Annotated in this window: 19 protein-coding genes; 9 read left to right on the top strand and 10 right to left on the bottom strand. The window is 34.4% G+C overall.

The features are described from left to right. Positions 1–41: 41 nt before the first annotated feature. The 9 genes from ACQUQZ_RS17850 to menC all read right to left on the bottom strand — a co-directional run bounded on the left by ACQUQZ_RS17850 (position 42) and on the right by menC (position 7,108). Positions 42–806 carry a methyltransferase domain-containing protein gene (locus tag ACQUQZ_RS17850; protein WP_435356444.1) on the bottom strand — a complete coding sequence of 255 codons (765 nt, stop codon included), beginning with the start codon at positions 804–806 and terminating at the stop codon, positions 42–44. A 49-nt stretch (positions 807–855) separates the two neighbouring features. Next, on the bottom strand, positions 856–1,923 hold the full coding sequence (locus ACQUQZ_RS17845) for a type III polyketide synthase (RefSeq protein ID WP_435356443.1): 1,068 nt from the start codon (positions 1,921–1,923) through the stop codon (positions 856–858). Between the two features lie 29 nt (positions 1,924–1,952). Continuing rightward, positions 1,953–2,678 (bottom strand): NRDE family protein, encoded by a 726-nt coding sequence (locus ACQUQZ_RS17840; RefSeq protein ID WP_435356442.1) that lies wholly within the window; start codon positions 2,676–2,678, stop codon positions 1,953–1,955. 78 nt (positions 2,679–2,756) lie between these two features. After that, positions 2,757–3,269: a hypothetical protein gene (locus ACQUQZ_RS17835; RefSeq protein ID WP_435356441.1), complete on the bottom strand. Its 513-nt coding sequence runs from the start codon at positions 3,267–3,269 to the stop codon at positions 2,757–2,759. Beyond that, positions 3,266–3,817, bottom strand: coding sequence for a YceI family protein (locus ACQUQZ_RS17830; RefSeq protein ID WP_435356440.1), 552 nt, complete (start codon positions 3,815–3,817; stop codon positions 3,266–3,268). Before ACQUQZ_RS17830 ends, ACQUQZ_RS17835 begins: the two co-directional genes overlap by 4 nt. A gap of 13 nt (positions 3,818–3,830) precedes the next feature. Then, positions 3,831–4,541, bottom strand: a complete 711-nt coding sequence (locus ACQUQZ_RS17825) for a hypothetical protein (protein WP_435356439.1) — start codon at positions 4,539–4,541, stop codon at positions 3,831–3,833. Between the two features lie 90 nt (positions 4,542–4,631). Continuing rightward, complete coding sequence (locus ACQUQZ_RS17820; RefSeq protein WP_435356438.1) at positions 4,632–5,114, bottom strand: DM13 domain-containing protein; 483 nt, start codon at positions 5,112–5,114, stop codon at positions 4,632–4,634. Positions 5,115–5,222: 108 nt separating this feature from the next. Next, positions 5,223–5,903 carry a Crp/Fnr family transcriptional regulator gene (locus tag ACQUQZ_RS17815; protein WP_435356437.1) on the bottom strand — a complete coding sequence of 227 codons (681 nt, stop codon included), beginning with the start codon at positions 5,901–5,903 and terminating at the stop codon, positions 5,223–5,225. Positions 5,904–6,022: 119 nt separating this feature from the next. Continuing rightward, positions 6,023–7,108: an o-succinylbenzoate synthase gene (gene menC / locus ACQUQZ_RS17810; protein WP_435356436.1), complete on the bottom strand. Its 1,086-nt coding sequence runs from the start codon at positions 7,106–7,108 to the stop codon at positions 6,023–6,025. 152 nt (positions 7,109–7,260) lie between these two features. On the opposite strand from menC, the gene lpxK reads away from it, so the two are divergent. From lpxK to ACQUQZ_RS17765, 9 genes are all read left to right on the top strand, one after another. Beyond that, positions 7,261–8,265: a tetraacyldisaccharide 4'-kinase gene (gene lpxK, locus ACQUQZ_RS17805; protein WP_435356435.1), complete on the top strand. Its 1,005-nt coding sequence runs from the start codon at positions 7,261–7,263 to the stop codon at positions 8,263–8,265. Beyond that, positions 8,262–9,353 (top strand): Tudor-knot domain-containing protein, encoded by a 1,092-nt coding sequence (locus ACQUQZ_RS17800; protein WP_435356434.1) that lies wholly within the window; start codon positions 8,262–8,264, stop codon positions 9,351–9,353. The genes lpxK and ACQUQZ_RS17800 overlap by 4 nt, the downstream gene beginning before the upstream one ends. A gap of 137 nt (positions 9,354–9,490) precedes the next feature. Continuing rightward, the gene (locus ACQUQZ_RS17795; RefSeq protein WP_435356433.1) at positions 9,491–10,477 is read left to right on the top strand and encodes a hypothetical protein; all 987 of its coding nucleotides are present in this window, start codon (positions 9,491–9,493) and stop codon (positions 10,475–10,477) included. A gap of 27 nt (positions 10,478–10,504) precedes the next feature. Further along, on the top strand, positions 10,505–11,440 hold the full coding sequence (gene queG / locus ACQUQZ_RS17790; protein ID WP_435356432.1) for a tRNA epoxyqueuosine(34) reductase QueG: 936 nt from the start codon (positions 10,505–10,507) through the stop codon (positions 11,438–11,440). Between the two features lie 88 nt (positions 11,441–11,528). Beyond that, positions 11,529–12,074: a cupin domain-containing protein gene (locus ACQUQZ_RS17785; protein WP_435356431.1), complete on the top strand. Its 546-nt coding sequence runs from the start codon at positions 11,529–11,531 to the stop codon at positions 12,072–12,074. Positions 12,075–12,109: 35 nt separating this feature from the next. After that, the gene (locus tag ACQUQZ_RS17780; protein WP_435356430.1) at positions 12,110–12,940 is read left to right on the top strand and encodes a helix-turn-helix domain-containing protein; all 831 of its coding nucleotides are present in this window, start codon (positions 12,110–12,112) and stop codon (positions 12,938–12,940) included. 89 nt (positions 12,941–13,029) lie between these two features. Then, positions 13,030–13,866, top strand: coding sequence for a helix-turn-helix domain-containing protein (locus ACQUQZ_RS17775; protein WP_435356429.1), 837 nt, complete (start codon positions 13,030–13,032; stop codon positions 13,864–13,866). Between the two features lie 87 nt (positions 13,867–13,953). Then, positions 13,954–14,571: a cupin domain-containing protein gene (locus tag ACQUQZ_RS17770; protein ID WP_435356428.1), complete on the top strand. Its 618-nt coding sequence runs from the start codon at positions 13,954–13,956 to the stop codon at positions 14,569–14,571. A 74-nt stretch (positions 14,572–14,645) separates the two neighbouring features. Further along, positions 14,646–15,362 carry a hypothetical protein gene (locus ACQUQZ_RS17765; protein ID WP_435356427.1) on the top strand — a complete coding sequence of 239 codons (717 nt, stop codon included), beginning with the start codon at positions 14,646–14,648 and terminating at the stop codon, positions 15,360–15,362. 104 nt (positions 15,363–15,466) lie between these two features. Here the strand turns inward: ACQUQZ_RS17765 and ACQUQZ_RS17760 are convergent, their stop codons facing one another. Then, positions 15,467–16,069 carry a Uma2 family endonuclease gene (locus ACQUQZ_RS17760; RefSeq protein ID WP_435356426.1) on the bottom strand — a complete coding sequence of 201 codons (603 nt, stop codon included), beginning with the start codon at positions 16,067–16,069 and terminating at the stop codon, positions 15,467–15,469. Between the last annotated feature and the right edge of the window lie 12 nt (positions 16,070–16,081).

Below are 16,081 nucleotides of genomic sequence, written 5' to 3'. Positions count from 1 at the left end.
ATTCGTCATTCGTAAATCGTTATTCTTAATTATTTTGTTTTTTATTTTTCCACCAAAATCAACCACCGAAATGCCCATTTCCATTTAATTTTATATTTTTTAATACCTGCTTTTTTTAATAAAATCTCCCATTCTTTTCTTGTAAAACCTCTCAAAACTGACAGAGGAGCATCATTTTTGACTAAATATGATTTAGAAAAAAGCTTCGTTAGTAATTTGATAGAATAATAAGCCAACGGATGTCGGTGCAAATCAGCAATTATAAAACCCACTTCAGCATTTTTATACATCCATAGTAGCATTTCCACCAGTGATTCATCTCTGAAATGATGACAAAAAAGAGAGTTAAAAATAATATGCGGCTTACCATTTGGGAAAGTAGCAAGCTGATAATCAGCGATTTGATAATTGATTTTTGAGGAGTTGGAATTGAAACTTTCTGCAAATCTCACACAATCTTCCTTTAAATCAACACCACCTAATTGATGTGCGATTGACTTTTTACTAAGAAATTGGCCAATAGCTCTCAAATTATCGCCACCACCACTTCCAATTTCATAAATAAATATATTTTCAGAAATATTTGAATTATCTATATATTTAGAATTTATAGGTAATTTATTATTTTCAGTATTTATTTTAAATATTAAATTTATAAAATATCTAATTCCATCTAAAATAACTGAATGACCTCCCAATGTACGATTAATAAAGTCTAATTCACGAAGGTTTTGGTAAAGGTCTTCGGTAGGTATATCTTCATTATCAAGGAGTTCGGCTTGATAGGAACGAGTTGTAAAGGTCATTTGGGAATTACGATTAACGATGGGTTGCCTGTATGATGACGATTTTTAACTATTTTTCTAAAATAACGCTTTCCATTGTAATACCTGGTCCAAAGGCAACCGCAAAAATATTACCTTGTGAAGATTTTTTCTCTAATATTTCTTTCAAAACGAATAAGATTGTTGGCGATGACATATTGCCATAATTTTTAAGTATTTCATAAGATTTTGACAAATCTTCATGCTTTAAGCCAAGTGAATGCTCGACTGCCTCTAAGATATTTTTGCCACCTGGGTGAATTGCCCAATCAGTGATTTTATCAATTGTAAGATTGAGCTTAGTAAGCGAGCTTTCGAGCAGATTTCGTATCTCTTCTTTAATTAATTTTGGTACATGATTGCTCAAGGTCATCAAAAAACCACTGCTTGAAAGTTGCCAAGCCATGTCTTCTTGTCCTCCAAGAGCAACTTTTGAGTAAAATTGTTTGATTTCTAAACCTTCAACATCTTTTTCGGCTGTTACCAAACAAGCTGCCGAACCATCGGCAAAAAGGGTAGAAGACAAAATCGCATCAACATCATTCGATTTTTGGAAGTGCAAAGTACATAATTCAGTACAAACTATCAGAACTTTTGCCGAGGCATCAGCACGACAAAAAGCATCGGCTATTTTGAGTGCGTGAAGTGCTGCATAACAGCCCATAAAGTTGACCGAAGTGCGGGTAATATTAGGCGAAAGACTGAGTTTTTGCATCAGTAAAATATCTAACCCTGGAGCAGAAATGCCTGTGCATGTAACAGTAATTAAATGTGTAATAGATTGATTATCAATGTCTTTTAAACAATCAGAAATAGCATTGACTGATAAATCAACAGCTTTTTGATTATATAAAATCATTCGTTTTTCGAGCGAAGGAACAGTACAATTATTGCCGAAAAAATCCCATTGCCCACGAGCTAAAGAAAAATCAGGAAAGACCGAATATCGGGTTTCGATGCCACTTCTTCGATATAAAATTGGGAGTAATTTTCGATTTTTTTCGTCAGGGGTATTAGCATCAAGCATAAATTGCATGATGTCTTCCTGCCGATGTCGGTAAGTTGGTGTAGCGGTGCCGATGGCAGTTATTTTTGGCATGGAAAATTTAAGGTAAAATAAACTTAAATTTACAGAATACACTCCGTAAAAACTCTATATACGAAGTTTTTATCTTTTTGGAGGTCTTGGTATTGAACAACGAAGTTTTCATTATCAACTACAAATTGTGTAACACTCAAAGTCTTCAATTTGTTTTCACGATTCATTTTAATATCATTTCTAATATCTCCTTTACCACCAAAATGGTGAAATCGTAATATATCTTCAGCTGTATAATTGGGGTTTTCTTGTAGAAAATTTTCAAACCAATATTCCCTTTCTTGTATTATTTCAGGAGAATACAGTGTAACGGATGACCAAATCTTTGGATTGTTAGCTGCATGTTTTTTATAGAAAATATCCTTTCCTGTCCAACGTATTTCATTGATAGTTAGAGAGTTATTTCTATCTATAATCACTAAAGTAAATGGCTCAATATTATTGAAATCGTAGTTTTGAAGAAAATTTTCGACATTCAGAAATTTGTAAAAATCTAAAATGACTTTTCCTCGGCTATGACGATAGGGAGGAGAAGGTATGTGCTTTATTAAACCTCCATTGAGCAAACAAAGCGTAAATACATCATCGCCTCCAATCCAAGTGCCACTGCTTACAGGGTCTTTTGGAAAAAAAACATAATGCCCTTCGATTTCATATTTTCGAGGAGGAATGGCCGATGCACGAACCACACTTTCATCTCGGTTTGAGGTGAAAATAAAGCCGTTTGCAGTAGGGAGATAGGTAAGGACACACATTTTAAGAGTTCTGAATGCTGAGTTAAGAATATTATAAATCACTAAAATAAATAAAAGTTACGACAACCCACTCAGAATTCAGCACTCAGAATTCAAAACTTCTTCACGATGTTTGACAGTCGAGTAGGCTACGCCAAAGTTTTTGGGAATCAAAATATTGAAAAAATTCTCCTGTAAACCTATGCGAATGAGAGCATAATGATGAATCGAATGCTCGACTAAATAAACCATTTCTCGCATGAAATTAGTTTCTATAAAACTTTGAATATCAGAACAATAACTCACTGCTAATAGTAGAGGTTCGTTAGGGTTTTTGATAGTTTCTATACTATTTTCAATTGCTTGTAAACAATCTATTGTAAAATTTAGGTCATTTTCGAGCATTAAATTTCGTTCACGAGCATCATAATCTACTACCCCGCCATGTATGCCTTTGAGCAAACATTGATAAAATTCTACCACATGACGGGTGTGTTGACCAATGCTACTCCCGTTAAGAACGGCAAGTGATTGACAGTATTCATTGGGTCTGAGTTGCTTAAGTAAATCAGTTAATTGTCTGACTACTGTTGTATAGACATTGTTTTTCATTGTTGCGTATTGACTATGATTGTGATTGTGATGGTTGCAGTATCGCCAAGTAAGGCACTTTTTTCACCTACGCCATACTCGGTTCGGTTGATGGCAAAACTACCTTTGAAGCTTGCTTGTGTACCATTTTGTGTAAAAACAAAAGGAATTTTGAGGTTTTTTGTTATGTTTTTGATGGTAAGATTGAAATATCCTATGTATTCATTTTCTTTGATATTTTTTTCAATTTTAGTCGAAATTATCGAAATTTTTGGGTATTTTTCTACATCAAAATAATCACCGCTACGCATCGTATTGTCTCTTAAATGAATGCCAGTATCAATACTTTTCGCATCAACTGTAGCCTTGATTGAAGCGGTAGAAAGATTCATTACATCAAAAAATATTGTTCCAGAAAAACCTTTAAAAGAGCCTTCGGCCGTTGCTCCTAATGAGTGTTTTATTTTGAATGTGATAGCTGCCGTAACTGGTTTCCAATTTTGTGCTTTAGTTTTTAAACTTAATAGGCTGATTATCACTAAAGTATAAATGATTGATTGACGTTTCATTGGATAATCAAGATTAAAGTTTATAAGAAATGGCAATCATTGGTAAAAGATTTTTTGTGCGAAATCGGTCATTTTCAAAAGTTAGAACTTTGTTGGTTGTATATTCTATGAATTGAAAACTTAAGCCTGCTCTAAGACCAATTTTATCATTGAGCCAATAACGAGCATAAAGTTCAGAATTCAGACTCCCCCAATCATTATCACTCACCAAAAGAAGATTAAAAACAGTAGGATTTGCCGATTGTGTACTTTTATTGAGGCTTTTTGAATCGCTGGCGTAAAAGGTGCCATTTTGCTTGTTTCCGAAACTCAAACCTACAGCATCAATGTTAAAACCGACTTCCAATTTTTTACTAAAACTATATTGTAAATGAATCGGAATATTGATGTAACCTACACTTACTTTAGCTACTTTTAAGGTGTCAAAATTGCTTAGAATATTTTCTGTAAAAAGTACTTGTGGTCCTTTTTCACCAGAAGTCAATGTGGCAGGGGCTGTAATTAAATCTCTTTTCCCCGATGAAAAATAAGTAAATCGAATACCCGTGCCGATTTTAAATTTTCCCTTTTTGCCGATTCCCCAATGATAATTATAAGAGAGGGCTGGAGAAAAGCCGCTAACTGCTGCAATTGACAAATCGGCATAGCGTTGATTTCTGCTTTGAGCATATATTAATTGATTGATAATCAATAGAATAAGTGATAAAAAAACTGTTTTTTTCATGAGTATTTGAAGGTAATTGTAGCACAATTTTCTAAATTGTGCTGGATGAATATGATTGTCAGTTTTGGAAATTGTGCCGTAAATAGTATGTTAATTTAATGCAGCACTACCAAATAGCACAGAAAATGCCCTGCACCAAACAATAACAGTGCTTTGTTTCTTTAAATCTACGTTACTTGGAATAGACAGAATGTAGCTTCCGTTGGTATTAACTTTATCGGTGATTTGTGTAAAATTGCTCAGAGCCTTGTCTTCGGCCATATAGATTCTCAGATCTGGCCCAGCATCGGTCTTGAAATTTTCAAATACAAGGCTACGGTTTTTGCTTTTGTCTTCATAAACTTTCACAGTGCCACTTGTGTTATGTACACCATTGACGAATGTACCTTCTAATACCAATGTTTGATTTTGGAGGTCGGTCAAACTAACTGTTGGAGAGGTAGGTGCAGGAGTTGTAAGTACATTTGTTTCTAAACTTGGTGTAGTAGCCAGTGTCGAAGGAAAAGCAATATTTTCTTTTTGACAGGCTATTATTCCGATGATTAAAGCTAAAATGCAGATGCGTTTTTTCATAATGCTTTTCGTTTTGTTGATACAAAAGTAGAAAGCCTATAAAAAAACAAATGTCGGCTGGATGACCAAAACCGATAGTTATATTATAAGTAGCTGATTATCAATAAATTATTGATTTAGAGCAGCTATGTTTTTGATGATAATTTCGGTGCGAGAGTAATCTAAAATGCCGTTTTCTTTCAATTCATTGAATAATTGAGTTACCGTCTGACGAGTGCTACAAATCAAACTGGCAATATCTTGATGTGTAAGATAGTTTTTAAGAGTAATTTCATTTTGGTTTGGAATACCTTCTTTTAAAGTCCAATCTTTCAAGAAACCTATAAATCGGGAACGTACATCTTTGAAAACCAAATTGGCATATTTATTCTCCATTCGCTTGAGTCTAAGACCAACCCACTTGGTATATTGCAATGCAAGTGTTGGATTTCTCTCAATGACTTTTTCAAAATCATCCATTCTGAAACTACAACAAGTAACATAATCAGAAACGGCCACAGCATATTCATCCAAATTTGAGTCAGCAAGTGTAAATTGTCCAAATAAGTCGCCTTCTTGGAGAATATCTTTTACAATTTCGTTGCCTTTTGGGTCGATTTCCACAATTTTGATTGTACCTCGTTTAAGCGTATAAACTCGGCTGGATTCATCATGTGAAAAATAAATAATTTCACCCTTTTTTGCAGTTTTGAAGTTGGTAATCAAACAAATTTCTTTGAGTTCAGCCGAACTTAAAACACTCATTAGCTTGTGATTATGCAAATGCCAATATTTTGTTTCGAGATTCATTATTGATGTAGAAGGTAAGCTTTGCTTAAATATACGTAAAAAACGAAGGTTTTGTTCTAAAAGTTTTGGAATGAGGATTTAAATTAACAATAATGATGAATCAGCAGGAAGTTTTTTTGCTATTCAAAAATAGACAAATCCCAGTTTTTTTGTAGTTGATAATGCAGCTTTCCTTCAGCTACCACTAATGGACTTTCGATATTATTGTGGTACAAAGCACCCGTACCGAGTCCTTGTGGAACAGTATTTTTATATTCAGCAGTAAATTGTGCGATTGCGTTGAGTCCAATATTTGATTCGAGTGCGGAAGTCATCCACCAACCGATATGCAAGCGAGAAGCAATTTCAATCCATTCACGGCAATGTTGCAATCCACCCAACAGCGTAGGTTTCAAAATAATGTATTTTGGCTTGATTTTTTTAAGCAATAGCATTTTCTGAACATAGTCTGTTACGCCAATGAGTTCTTCGTCTAAAGCAATAGGCACAGGACTATTTTCGCACAACTCCATCATCTCATCAACTTGTTTTTGCTTGATTGGTTGTTCGATGCTATGTATTTGATAGTCAGATAATTGTGTTATTTTTTCAAGAGATTCTTTCACAGAGAAAGCACCGTTGGCATCAACCCTCAGCGTGATTTTTTCGATAGAAAAACGTTCTCGAATATTGGCTAAAATACTTAATTCTTCCTCAAAATTGATTGCTCCGATTTTCATTTTGATGGTGTTGAATCCTTTCGCAATTTTTTCTTCAACTTGTTCCATCATGAATGCTTTGCTACCCATCCAAACCAAACCATTGATTGTGATAGATTTTTGCCCTTTCACAAAATCATTGTCGAAAATGATTCTTTTACCACCATTCATATAGTCGAGTAGGGCAGTTTCAAAGCCAAATTTGATAGAAGGCAGTCGGTCGTCGATGAGTTGAGAAAGAATGATATTGATATTCCATTCAAAAACCTCTAAATCTAAGCTATTGAAAGTATCACAAGCCCCTTGTAGAATATCTTGATAATTAGGAAAATCATCAATGCTTAATCCTTTCAATGGGGCAGCCTCTCCCAAACCAAAAACTGCTGGGTTTTCGGAATCGAAGATTTTTAAGAAAAAAGTATCTTTTTCAGTATAAACCCCACGAGAAGTTCCTGCTTCAAACTTGAACTTTAGTGTGTGTTTAAACCATTTGACTTTCAGACCCATTGAAAAATGCTTAGTTTTGGCAAAAATACAGAAACTTTTGTTTTTTATGCCACAGTTCGACTGATTTGTGTAATTTTCGGCAAATAGCTCAAACTTTGATATAAGATTTAATCTTTTTATACTTCATCTTACTTGATATTTAAACTTATCTCATGCTCACACTTATCATCTTTTTACGAAACTGGTTATATGACAAAAAGATATTAAAATCAACCAAGCCTGATGTTTTTTGTATTAATGTTGGCAATCTGAATTTAGGTGGTACAGGAAAAACGCCACATGTAGAATATTTGGTGCGTTTGTTGTCAGATAATTACAAAACCACCATTTTGAGCAGAGGGTATAAGCGAAAAACAAAAGGGTTTATTCGGGCAAATATGGAATCAACGGCCCAAACTATTGGTGATGAGCCCATGCAATATTACATGAAATTTGGTGAAAAAATTAATGTTGTTGTTTGTGAAAATAGGGTAGCTGGCGTAAGAGAGATTCAAAAGCAAATACCTAATAATCAAATAGTTATATTAGATGATGCTTTTCAGCATCGAAAAATTGCTCCTCAATTGAACCTTCTTTTATGTGATTATAATCGTCCTTTTTATACAGATAGTTTAGTGCCTTTTGGAAAGCTAAGAGATTTACGACAAAGTGCCAAACGAGCCAATGCGGTGATTGTAACCAAATGTCCAAAAAATATTTCTTCTCAAAAATACACAGAGATTTTTGCTGGCATAAAAAAATATATTTTATCAGAAACCCCTATCTTTTTTTCAAGAATTAGCTATCAATCGCTTTTAGGTTATTCTCCTAAAAACAATTTTAAGCCTGAGCAAAAAAGTAATATCGTTACAGCAATTGCCAAACCAGAAGTTTTTGAAAAATACCTTTTGGAGCAAGGTTTAAGTATTGATTTTGTTCACGATTTCCCTGACCATTTTTCTTTTTCACGAAAAGAAATTGATGGAATTATTAAAAAAACAGTACAGTTTAAAGAAGTTTCACAAATCATTACAACTGAAAAAGACATGGTAAAAATCAAACCTTTGTTGAATGAGGAAGAAATGAAGTACTTTTTTTATGTACCTATTGAAATTGAGTTGGAAGATAAAAAAGCTTTTGATGATTTTATTTATAAACATTTAAAGGATTTGCCATGAAAAATATAATTTTATGTTTTCTTTTACTACTCTCAAATTTATCGGTAATCGCCCAAACAAAAACAGGTTTTAGCCGAACTTGGGTTTTTATGGTGGGTGTATTGGAATGGGCAGATGCGAATAGTTTTGCATCATTTGAGAAAAAAGAGCGTGTCGATGCTAAAATCATGCGTTTTTTTCAAAACAATGGCGTTCCAAGTAATCAAATAAAGTATCTAAAAGACCAACAAGCTACCACAAAATCTGTTAGAGCTGCTTTTGTTTCATTCTTGAAACAAGCCCAAAAAGGTGATAGATTATTTTTCTACTATTGTGGACATGGTTACAAAAATGAGGGTGAAAAAGTTTGTTTTGCCAATTATCAGGGCGAAGATTGGTCGGCAGAAGAAATTGTGAGAACAGTCAATGAGAATTTTGCAGGAAATCAAGCCTTTTTTACAGCAGATTGTTGTAATTCTGGCGGTTTGGTAAAAGAAGTTCAGAAATATCCTTTACGAGAATATGTAGCTCTTAGTTCAGTCGTTCCAACTGATGTTTCTACAGGAAATTGGACTTTTTCAAATGCCTTACTTTATGGACTTCAAGGAAAAAACTTTATTGATATTAACAACAATGGTAGTATTACATTAGACGAACTTTCAAAATATATTGATGAAGAAATGGCGGTAGTTGAAGGACAAAAAGCTGCCTACTTTGTGCCAAAAAGTATGAAAAATTGGGAAGTTTCGAGTAATATTTCTTTGAAGAAAAACCAACGCATCGGCGAGCGTGTAATGGTTGATTATGGTGGAGAAGATTATATGGGTTTTATAGAAGGAGCCGATGCCAACAACAAATTTAATGTGCGTTTTTATAGCTATACCAATAACGAAACCGATTGGGTAGAAGCCGCTCGCTTGAAGTCTTTTTCATGTGCCAAAGATTTGCCGATTGGCACTAAAGTACAAGCCCTGAGTGGCGTAGATAAAAAATGGTATCCAGCCAAGGTTATTCAAAAATTTTCGTGTTTGCACTATATTCACTACGATGGTTATGGTAGTGAGTGGGATGAATGGATTTCGCCCGAAAATATTAAAAAAAATTGGTAAATAACTTCTTTAAAATACCATTTTCTTGCTATTTACTGCTTTTTTGACATATTTATCCTACTAAATTTAGTAGGTGTTTTGCTTACCTCATAGATTTATCTTTGTTTAAGTTTTAAAACCTTACAAAGTTTAAGCCCATGAAAAATCACATTTTAAGTTTATCGCTTTTATTCTCTATCAATGCTTTTGGGCAAGGTAGCCTAACACTTACGCCAGTTTCGAGTTCAGAATTTTTGATGACTACTTTTTCACAAGACCCTGAAATCATTACAAGAAGGTCATCGGGTCTAAACCTAAATAATTTAGCTGCAAACATTGTTGGTATAAATCTGGGTGTTTTTGGTGCAGCAGGTGATAATGGAACTTCATTTACCAATCCACGTGCAACAATCATTATGACTACTACCGAAAATTGGACAACTACCGCCAACGGAACAAAAATGTCTTTTTTTACAACAGCAAATGGTACAACTATTACATCAGAAAAATTCACAATAAATCATGATGGAAAAATTGGTATTGGTAATGGATTCCCATTACGAAAACTTCATGTGGCAGATGGTTTTTCAGGAGCAACACCTTTAAGCTCTGAAGATTTTTTCTTTGAAAACAATGCCACCTCCTATATTGGAATTGCTGTTCCGAATGCTTCTGAAACTGGTATTCTTTTTGGAAAGGCTGCTACTGCAGCCAGCGGAGGGGTGATTTATTCTCCAACAAATGATATGTCGTTCAGAACTGGGGGTAATAATACTCGAATGCTAATTACAAGTGCAGGAAATGTAAGCATAGGAACAGGAGCTGCCCCTACCGAAAAATTAGAAATAAATGGCACAAGTAAAATAGGTATCAATGGCACACCAATTACTGAAATAATAAAAGTAACTCGAACTGCCAATATTTTCAGCACACCCGCAGGTACTGAAAGTACCCTAACTTTTCAAATTCCTAATGTGCAAGTAGGTTCTACTGTCTATATTTCGCCAAGTATAAATCTACCTGATGGTTTAATTATTGCTCATTCCTTGAGTGGATTGAATTTTGTTGAAGTAAAATTTTTTAATGCCTCAGCGGTAACTGTTGACCCCCCATCAATGGATTTTTATATAACTGTAATTAGGTAAAAGACTTACATTTCGTAAATTTGCTTCATGCAAATTTCACTTCGCCAAAAATATGCTCAATTAATCAAATCCAAAGCTACAGAATTGGGTTTTGATGCTTGTGGTATCTCAACAGCTGATTTTTTGGAAGAAGAAGCCCCACGATTAGATGCTTGGCTTAACCAAAATTATCATGGAAAAATGGGCTACATGGCAAATCATTTTGATAAACGCCTCGACCCAAGAAAATTGGTTGATGGAGCAAAATCTGTCATTACGGTCATTCTGAACTACTTCCCTGAGCAAACTTTGCCCCAAAATGATGATAATTATAAACTTTCAAAATACGCTTATGGAACCGACTATCATTTTGTACTGAAAGACAAACTGAAAGATTTAATGAGTTATATTTCGGAGGAAATTGGCGAAGTAAATGGACGAGTTTTTGTAGATTCAGCCCCTGTGATGGACAAGGTTTGGGCAAAAAAAAGTGGAATAGGTTGGGTCGGAAAGCATACGAATTTGATTACAAGAGAAATCGGAAGCTTCTTTTTTATTGGTGAAATTATTTGTGATTTAGCACTCGAACCCGATGGTGCAATCAAAGATTATTGTGGTACTTGTACTCGTTGTGTAGATGCTTGTCCGACTGATGCCATAACAGAACCTTATGTGGTTGATGGTTCAAAATGTATTTCTTATTTTACGATTGAACTCAAGGAAGCTATTCCTCAAGAAGTAAAAGGGAAATTTGAAAACTGGATTTTTGGCTGTGATATTTGCCAAGATGTATGTCCTTGGAATAGTTTTTCTCGTCCTCATGCTACACCAGAATTTACACAAAATGCTCATTTACAAGGATTTACCAAAAAAGATTGGGAAGAAATTTCAGAAGAAGTTTTTCAAGAAATATTCAAACGCAGTGCAGTAAAACGTACAAAATTGGAAGGGATAAGAAGAAATATTGCTTTTGTGAAATCTTAAAAAATGTCTATTTTTTACCACTAATGATCTTGAAATAAAATCAAACTTTGCATCAGAAATTTATTTTTTAACTTAAGAAAAGCAAAAAATGCAACGTAGAAAATTTGTTCAAGCAGCATTTGCAGGTGCTTCTGCAATGATGGTGGCTGATACCTTTGGAAAAACACGCTCCAAAAAAGGTTTTAAAGTTGATTCGGGAAAAGATAGATTTAACGAGCCTATCAAATACCGAGGAGTGAATCCCAACGACGTGAAAATTTCTGCAAAAGACACCGATGGGCAGCTTTCGGTATTTGAGTATGTTGGTTTTCAGAAAATTGGCCCTCCGTTACACGTACATTTCAATCAAGATGAAATTTTTTATGTGGTTGAGGGTGAGTATTTATTCCAAGTAGATACAGAAAAGTCAACTTTGAAAGCTGGGGATACCATATTCTTACCACAGAATGTGCCTCATACATGGCTACAACTTTCTGATAAAGGGAAATTGGTTTATTTCCTCCAACCGGCAGGCCAGATGGAAGAATTTTTCAAGAAAATGAATGAATTAAAAGGCCCTCCATCAGAAGAACTCGTGCAACAGATTCATCATGCACATGGAATGAAAATTGTTGGCCCTCCAATTTCCTTATAAAAAATCATTATATTTGTTTAACAACAAATCATAATATGCCATTCTTTCATAATTTACAGCCTACTTATGCTTTGCGAGATTATGTGAAAATGTACAGGTTTTTGTATTTTTCTTTTACAGATTCTACATTGCCGCCTGCAAAAGCATACCCACCTCGACCAGAAGTTACTTTGAGTTTTTATCCGCGTGATACCGAAACCACAAAGTACGATGATGGACGAGTAATTGCTCCTGTACGTTCGGCTCTGATTGGGCAACCGAGTGTAGTGAGTCATCGACATGTTGGGAAAGAATTTGTGTTGTTTCAGGTAGTTTTTCAACCTGGTGGTTTATTCAGAATGACTGGTATTCCAAATCATGAACTTACCGATCAATATTTTGATGCTGAATCAGTTTTTGGTAATGAGATTGTTTTAGTCAATCAACGCTTGAATAGTACGGCAAATTTTGGGGAAATGAAGCATATCATTGAAGGATTTTTATTGGATCTGGCTTCAAAATCAAAATATGAATCAAGACCGATTGATAAAGTAGGGATGGTAATGCTTGATGGTAAAAATAATTTCTCTCTTGATTGGTTGGCCAAAGAATCATGTTTAAGCAACAAGCAGTTTGAACGAAATTTCAATGAACGCATCGGCATAAATCCTAAGTATTTTGCTCGAATTATCAGATTTGACAAGGCTTTTCGACTTAAAAATGCCTTTCCAAACAAAGATTGGTTAAGTATAGCCTTAGAATGTGGGTATTACGATTATCAGCATTTGGTCAGAGACTATAAAGAATTTACTGGTATGACTCCAGCTAATTTTTATTCGCAAGATATTAAAGCCCCTGAAAGAAAATTTGGAATTATCGAGGTGTAAATTAGTCAATATGTATGCTTAAAAAATGTCTGTTATTCGTCTTTATTTTTTCAGGATTTAACTAAATTTGTAAAGAATAAAACAATAACATGGTTTTTCTTCCCAATATTTTGCCGCATATAGCTCTTCGTCCTTATATTAGACACTATATGTTGTTGCATGTGACATTGAAAGGAATTCCAACCGAGCTACGTATCAAGCCTTTTCCTCCAGATGCCGACCAGTCGCTTTACTTTTATCCACGAGATACCGTTCAAGCAATTGTGCACAGTTCTTCCGACAACCGAGCTACTGCAGCGAGTATTTTTGTTGGACAACAGACCTCACGCATCAATCTACAATTTGGCGAAGACCATCTGATTATACAAGTTTGTTTTAGAGGCGGTTTTATGCACCATTTATTAGGTAAAATGCCTATGAGCGAGTTTCATGAAAGAGAAATAGATGCTGAATATTTGTCTGATGTAGAGATGAGAATATTGAACGAACGATTGAGAGAAACGAATGATTATTCTCAAATGATTGCATTGATTGAAAGCTATTTATTAAAAAGAGTTTTTGCGTTAAAGGTTGAAAATCATGCCATTGATAAAGTAATTGCCTATATGAAAGACTCCGAAAAACCTCTTTCACTTGATTGGTTGGCCGATAATGCTTGTTTGAGTACGAGGCAGTTTGAACGTAAATTTCATGAGCGAATGGGAATGTCGCCCAAATATTATAGCCGAATTATTCGCTTCAATCGTGCTTATCAAATGAAATTGCAACAACCCAATTTAGATTGGCTCGATATTGCTTTTGCTTGTAATTACTTCGACTTTGCCCATTTGATGCGTGATTTTCGAGAGTTTGCCGAGGTAAGTCCTTCAATGCTTTTGGCTCAAGAAGTGGCTTCACCAGATTGGAAACGAATGATAATTAAATAGCCTACTTCACCTTTTTGTCGTTTTTTTACATTCAAAACGCTAATTGAGCATTTTACATTTGTCTTGAAATCTAAAAACGCAAGACGAATGGAAAAAACACCTCAATACTCTCGTAGAGATTTAATGCAAAAATTGGCACTTTCGGTGCTTGGAATAGGGACATTGCCAGTAGCTTCTTTGGCAAAAAATGAAGAAATATATAGCTCTAACGATACCCCAAAAGCTCTTTTACTGAAAAAAGATACTGGTAAAATGGTGAATTTTGGCGGCTTAACTACCGAATTCAAACTTTCAAAATCAACTACGAATGGTTTGATAGGTTCTGATATTACCTTACTGAAAGCAGGGCATTTGGGAGCTCCTCCTCACCTTCATAAAAACATTGATGAGATTTGCTATGTGCTGGAAGGTACAGTGCATATTTTGGTGGGTGAAGAAGTTTTTGAAGTAAACGCAGGCGATTGGCATTTACGTCCTCATGGTGTGATGCACACTTTTTGGAATGCTTCTAATGAAACAGCGAAAATTATTGACATTTATCTACCTGCTGGACATGAAGACTATTTACAAGACCTTGCCAAATTATTTGAGAATAATCAAAGACCAAAACCTGCTGATTTTGCTGATTTAGAAAAGAAACATGACATCGTGTACTTTTGGCCAAAACTCCCCGAAATCATGCAAAAATTTAAAGTGCATTTATAGATAAGCCAAATAAATACTCTCTCAAAACGAATTGAAAGAAAGATTGTCAAAAATAGACGTAAAAATTCAAAACCATGAAAAAACAAACATTGTTACTTATTTTAAGCCTTTTTATTCTTAAAAGCCACGCACAAGTACCGCAGACAAAATCTGTAACTATTTCGCCATTGGCAGGAAATGTTGAAGAAGTAAAAGGCAATATTAAAGCAACAGGAATGATCGAAAGTAATTCTTTGAAGGCAAGTGGGCTTGCTTCGGGGAATCCTTATGTTGCCAATCCAGTCTATGCCAATTTAGATGGAACACTCGTAACGGGTTATAAAACTGGGTATTTAAGTATTCCACCTTCGGCATTTATGATAGCAGACAATATGTACTACAACAGATATGATTTAGATAATGGATTATATCACCAAAGTTATGAGGGGACATATAAAGATAAAGAAGTAGAGTTGTCGTTAAGTTCAGATAAAGTATTTGCACCCATTCAAATACCACATAAAAGTAAGTTAGTTTCAATAAAATTAAACCTACATGCTTTTACACCAACAAGTATTGCTATTTTTATTTTTGGCTATGACATCAATAATACAGAAACTGCTCCCATTATCATTTCATTTCAATATTTTGAAAATCAGTCAGTAGGTACAAAAATTTTAGCCTACGATCTTAATTTGGCTGAACTGGATAATTCAAAATACCTATACAGTTTACAAATCCTTAATGTAAGCTATCCTTATGAAAATCATTTTGCTGTAAGAGGTGCAATTATCGAATACCGAGATCTTTGAAAACAAAAAAACTCAAAAACAAGCTTTTTTGGTAAGTTTAAGGGTCGAATGATTATGCAAAGTGGCATCCTGAAGCAGGAATAGATAGTAAAAGCTAACCTGAATTAAAGCATTTCATTTATACCTTCTTCATCGAGTAAATGTTGAAGGTTTAAAACAACTCCTTCTATCAAATGAATGTCGTTGTTCCATTCCAAAACTTGGGTCGTTTCATTTTTTGAAAACACCATGATTTTTTTATTCTTGGTAAGCACCCAAAGAATTTTTTGCGTACCAAAATTCATCATTTCCTCAGATTTTGAGAAAACATATTCTATATCATTGGTGTCAATTTTTATATCAACTTCTATTGCTACTTCGGGAGCTATTTCAAAATATTTATCAGTCAATACTACTTTTTCTTTCAAAAAAATGCCAATGTCGGTTGCAATATTATTTTTAGTTCCTAAGTGCAGACCCGCTTCGTTGGTTGCAAGTAAATATTTAGATTTATCAAGTTTAGATTTTACAAAAAAACCTAAAATCATTACCAAAATAGATTGTAAAGAACTACTTCCGATAATTTCTTCTATTTGTTTAGTGCCATTTATGACACTTTTATAGCCCTTATAGTAGTAAGGCTTGCCATTTACTTCTTCTCTAATAAACTTTGCAGGTATTTTGCGACTCCTACGTTTTGGAATATCACTAATTTGAGCAACCATCATCTTGTTTTTTTT

Origin of the sequence: Emticicia sp. SJ17W-69 (assembly GCF_051209875.1) — a bacterium.
Classification (GTDB): domain Bacteria; phylum Bacteroidota; class Bacteroidia; order Cytophagales; family Spirosomataceae; genus Emticicia.
This window is presented reverse-complemented; position numbering and strand designations above follow the sequence as displayed.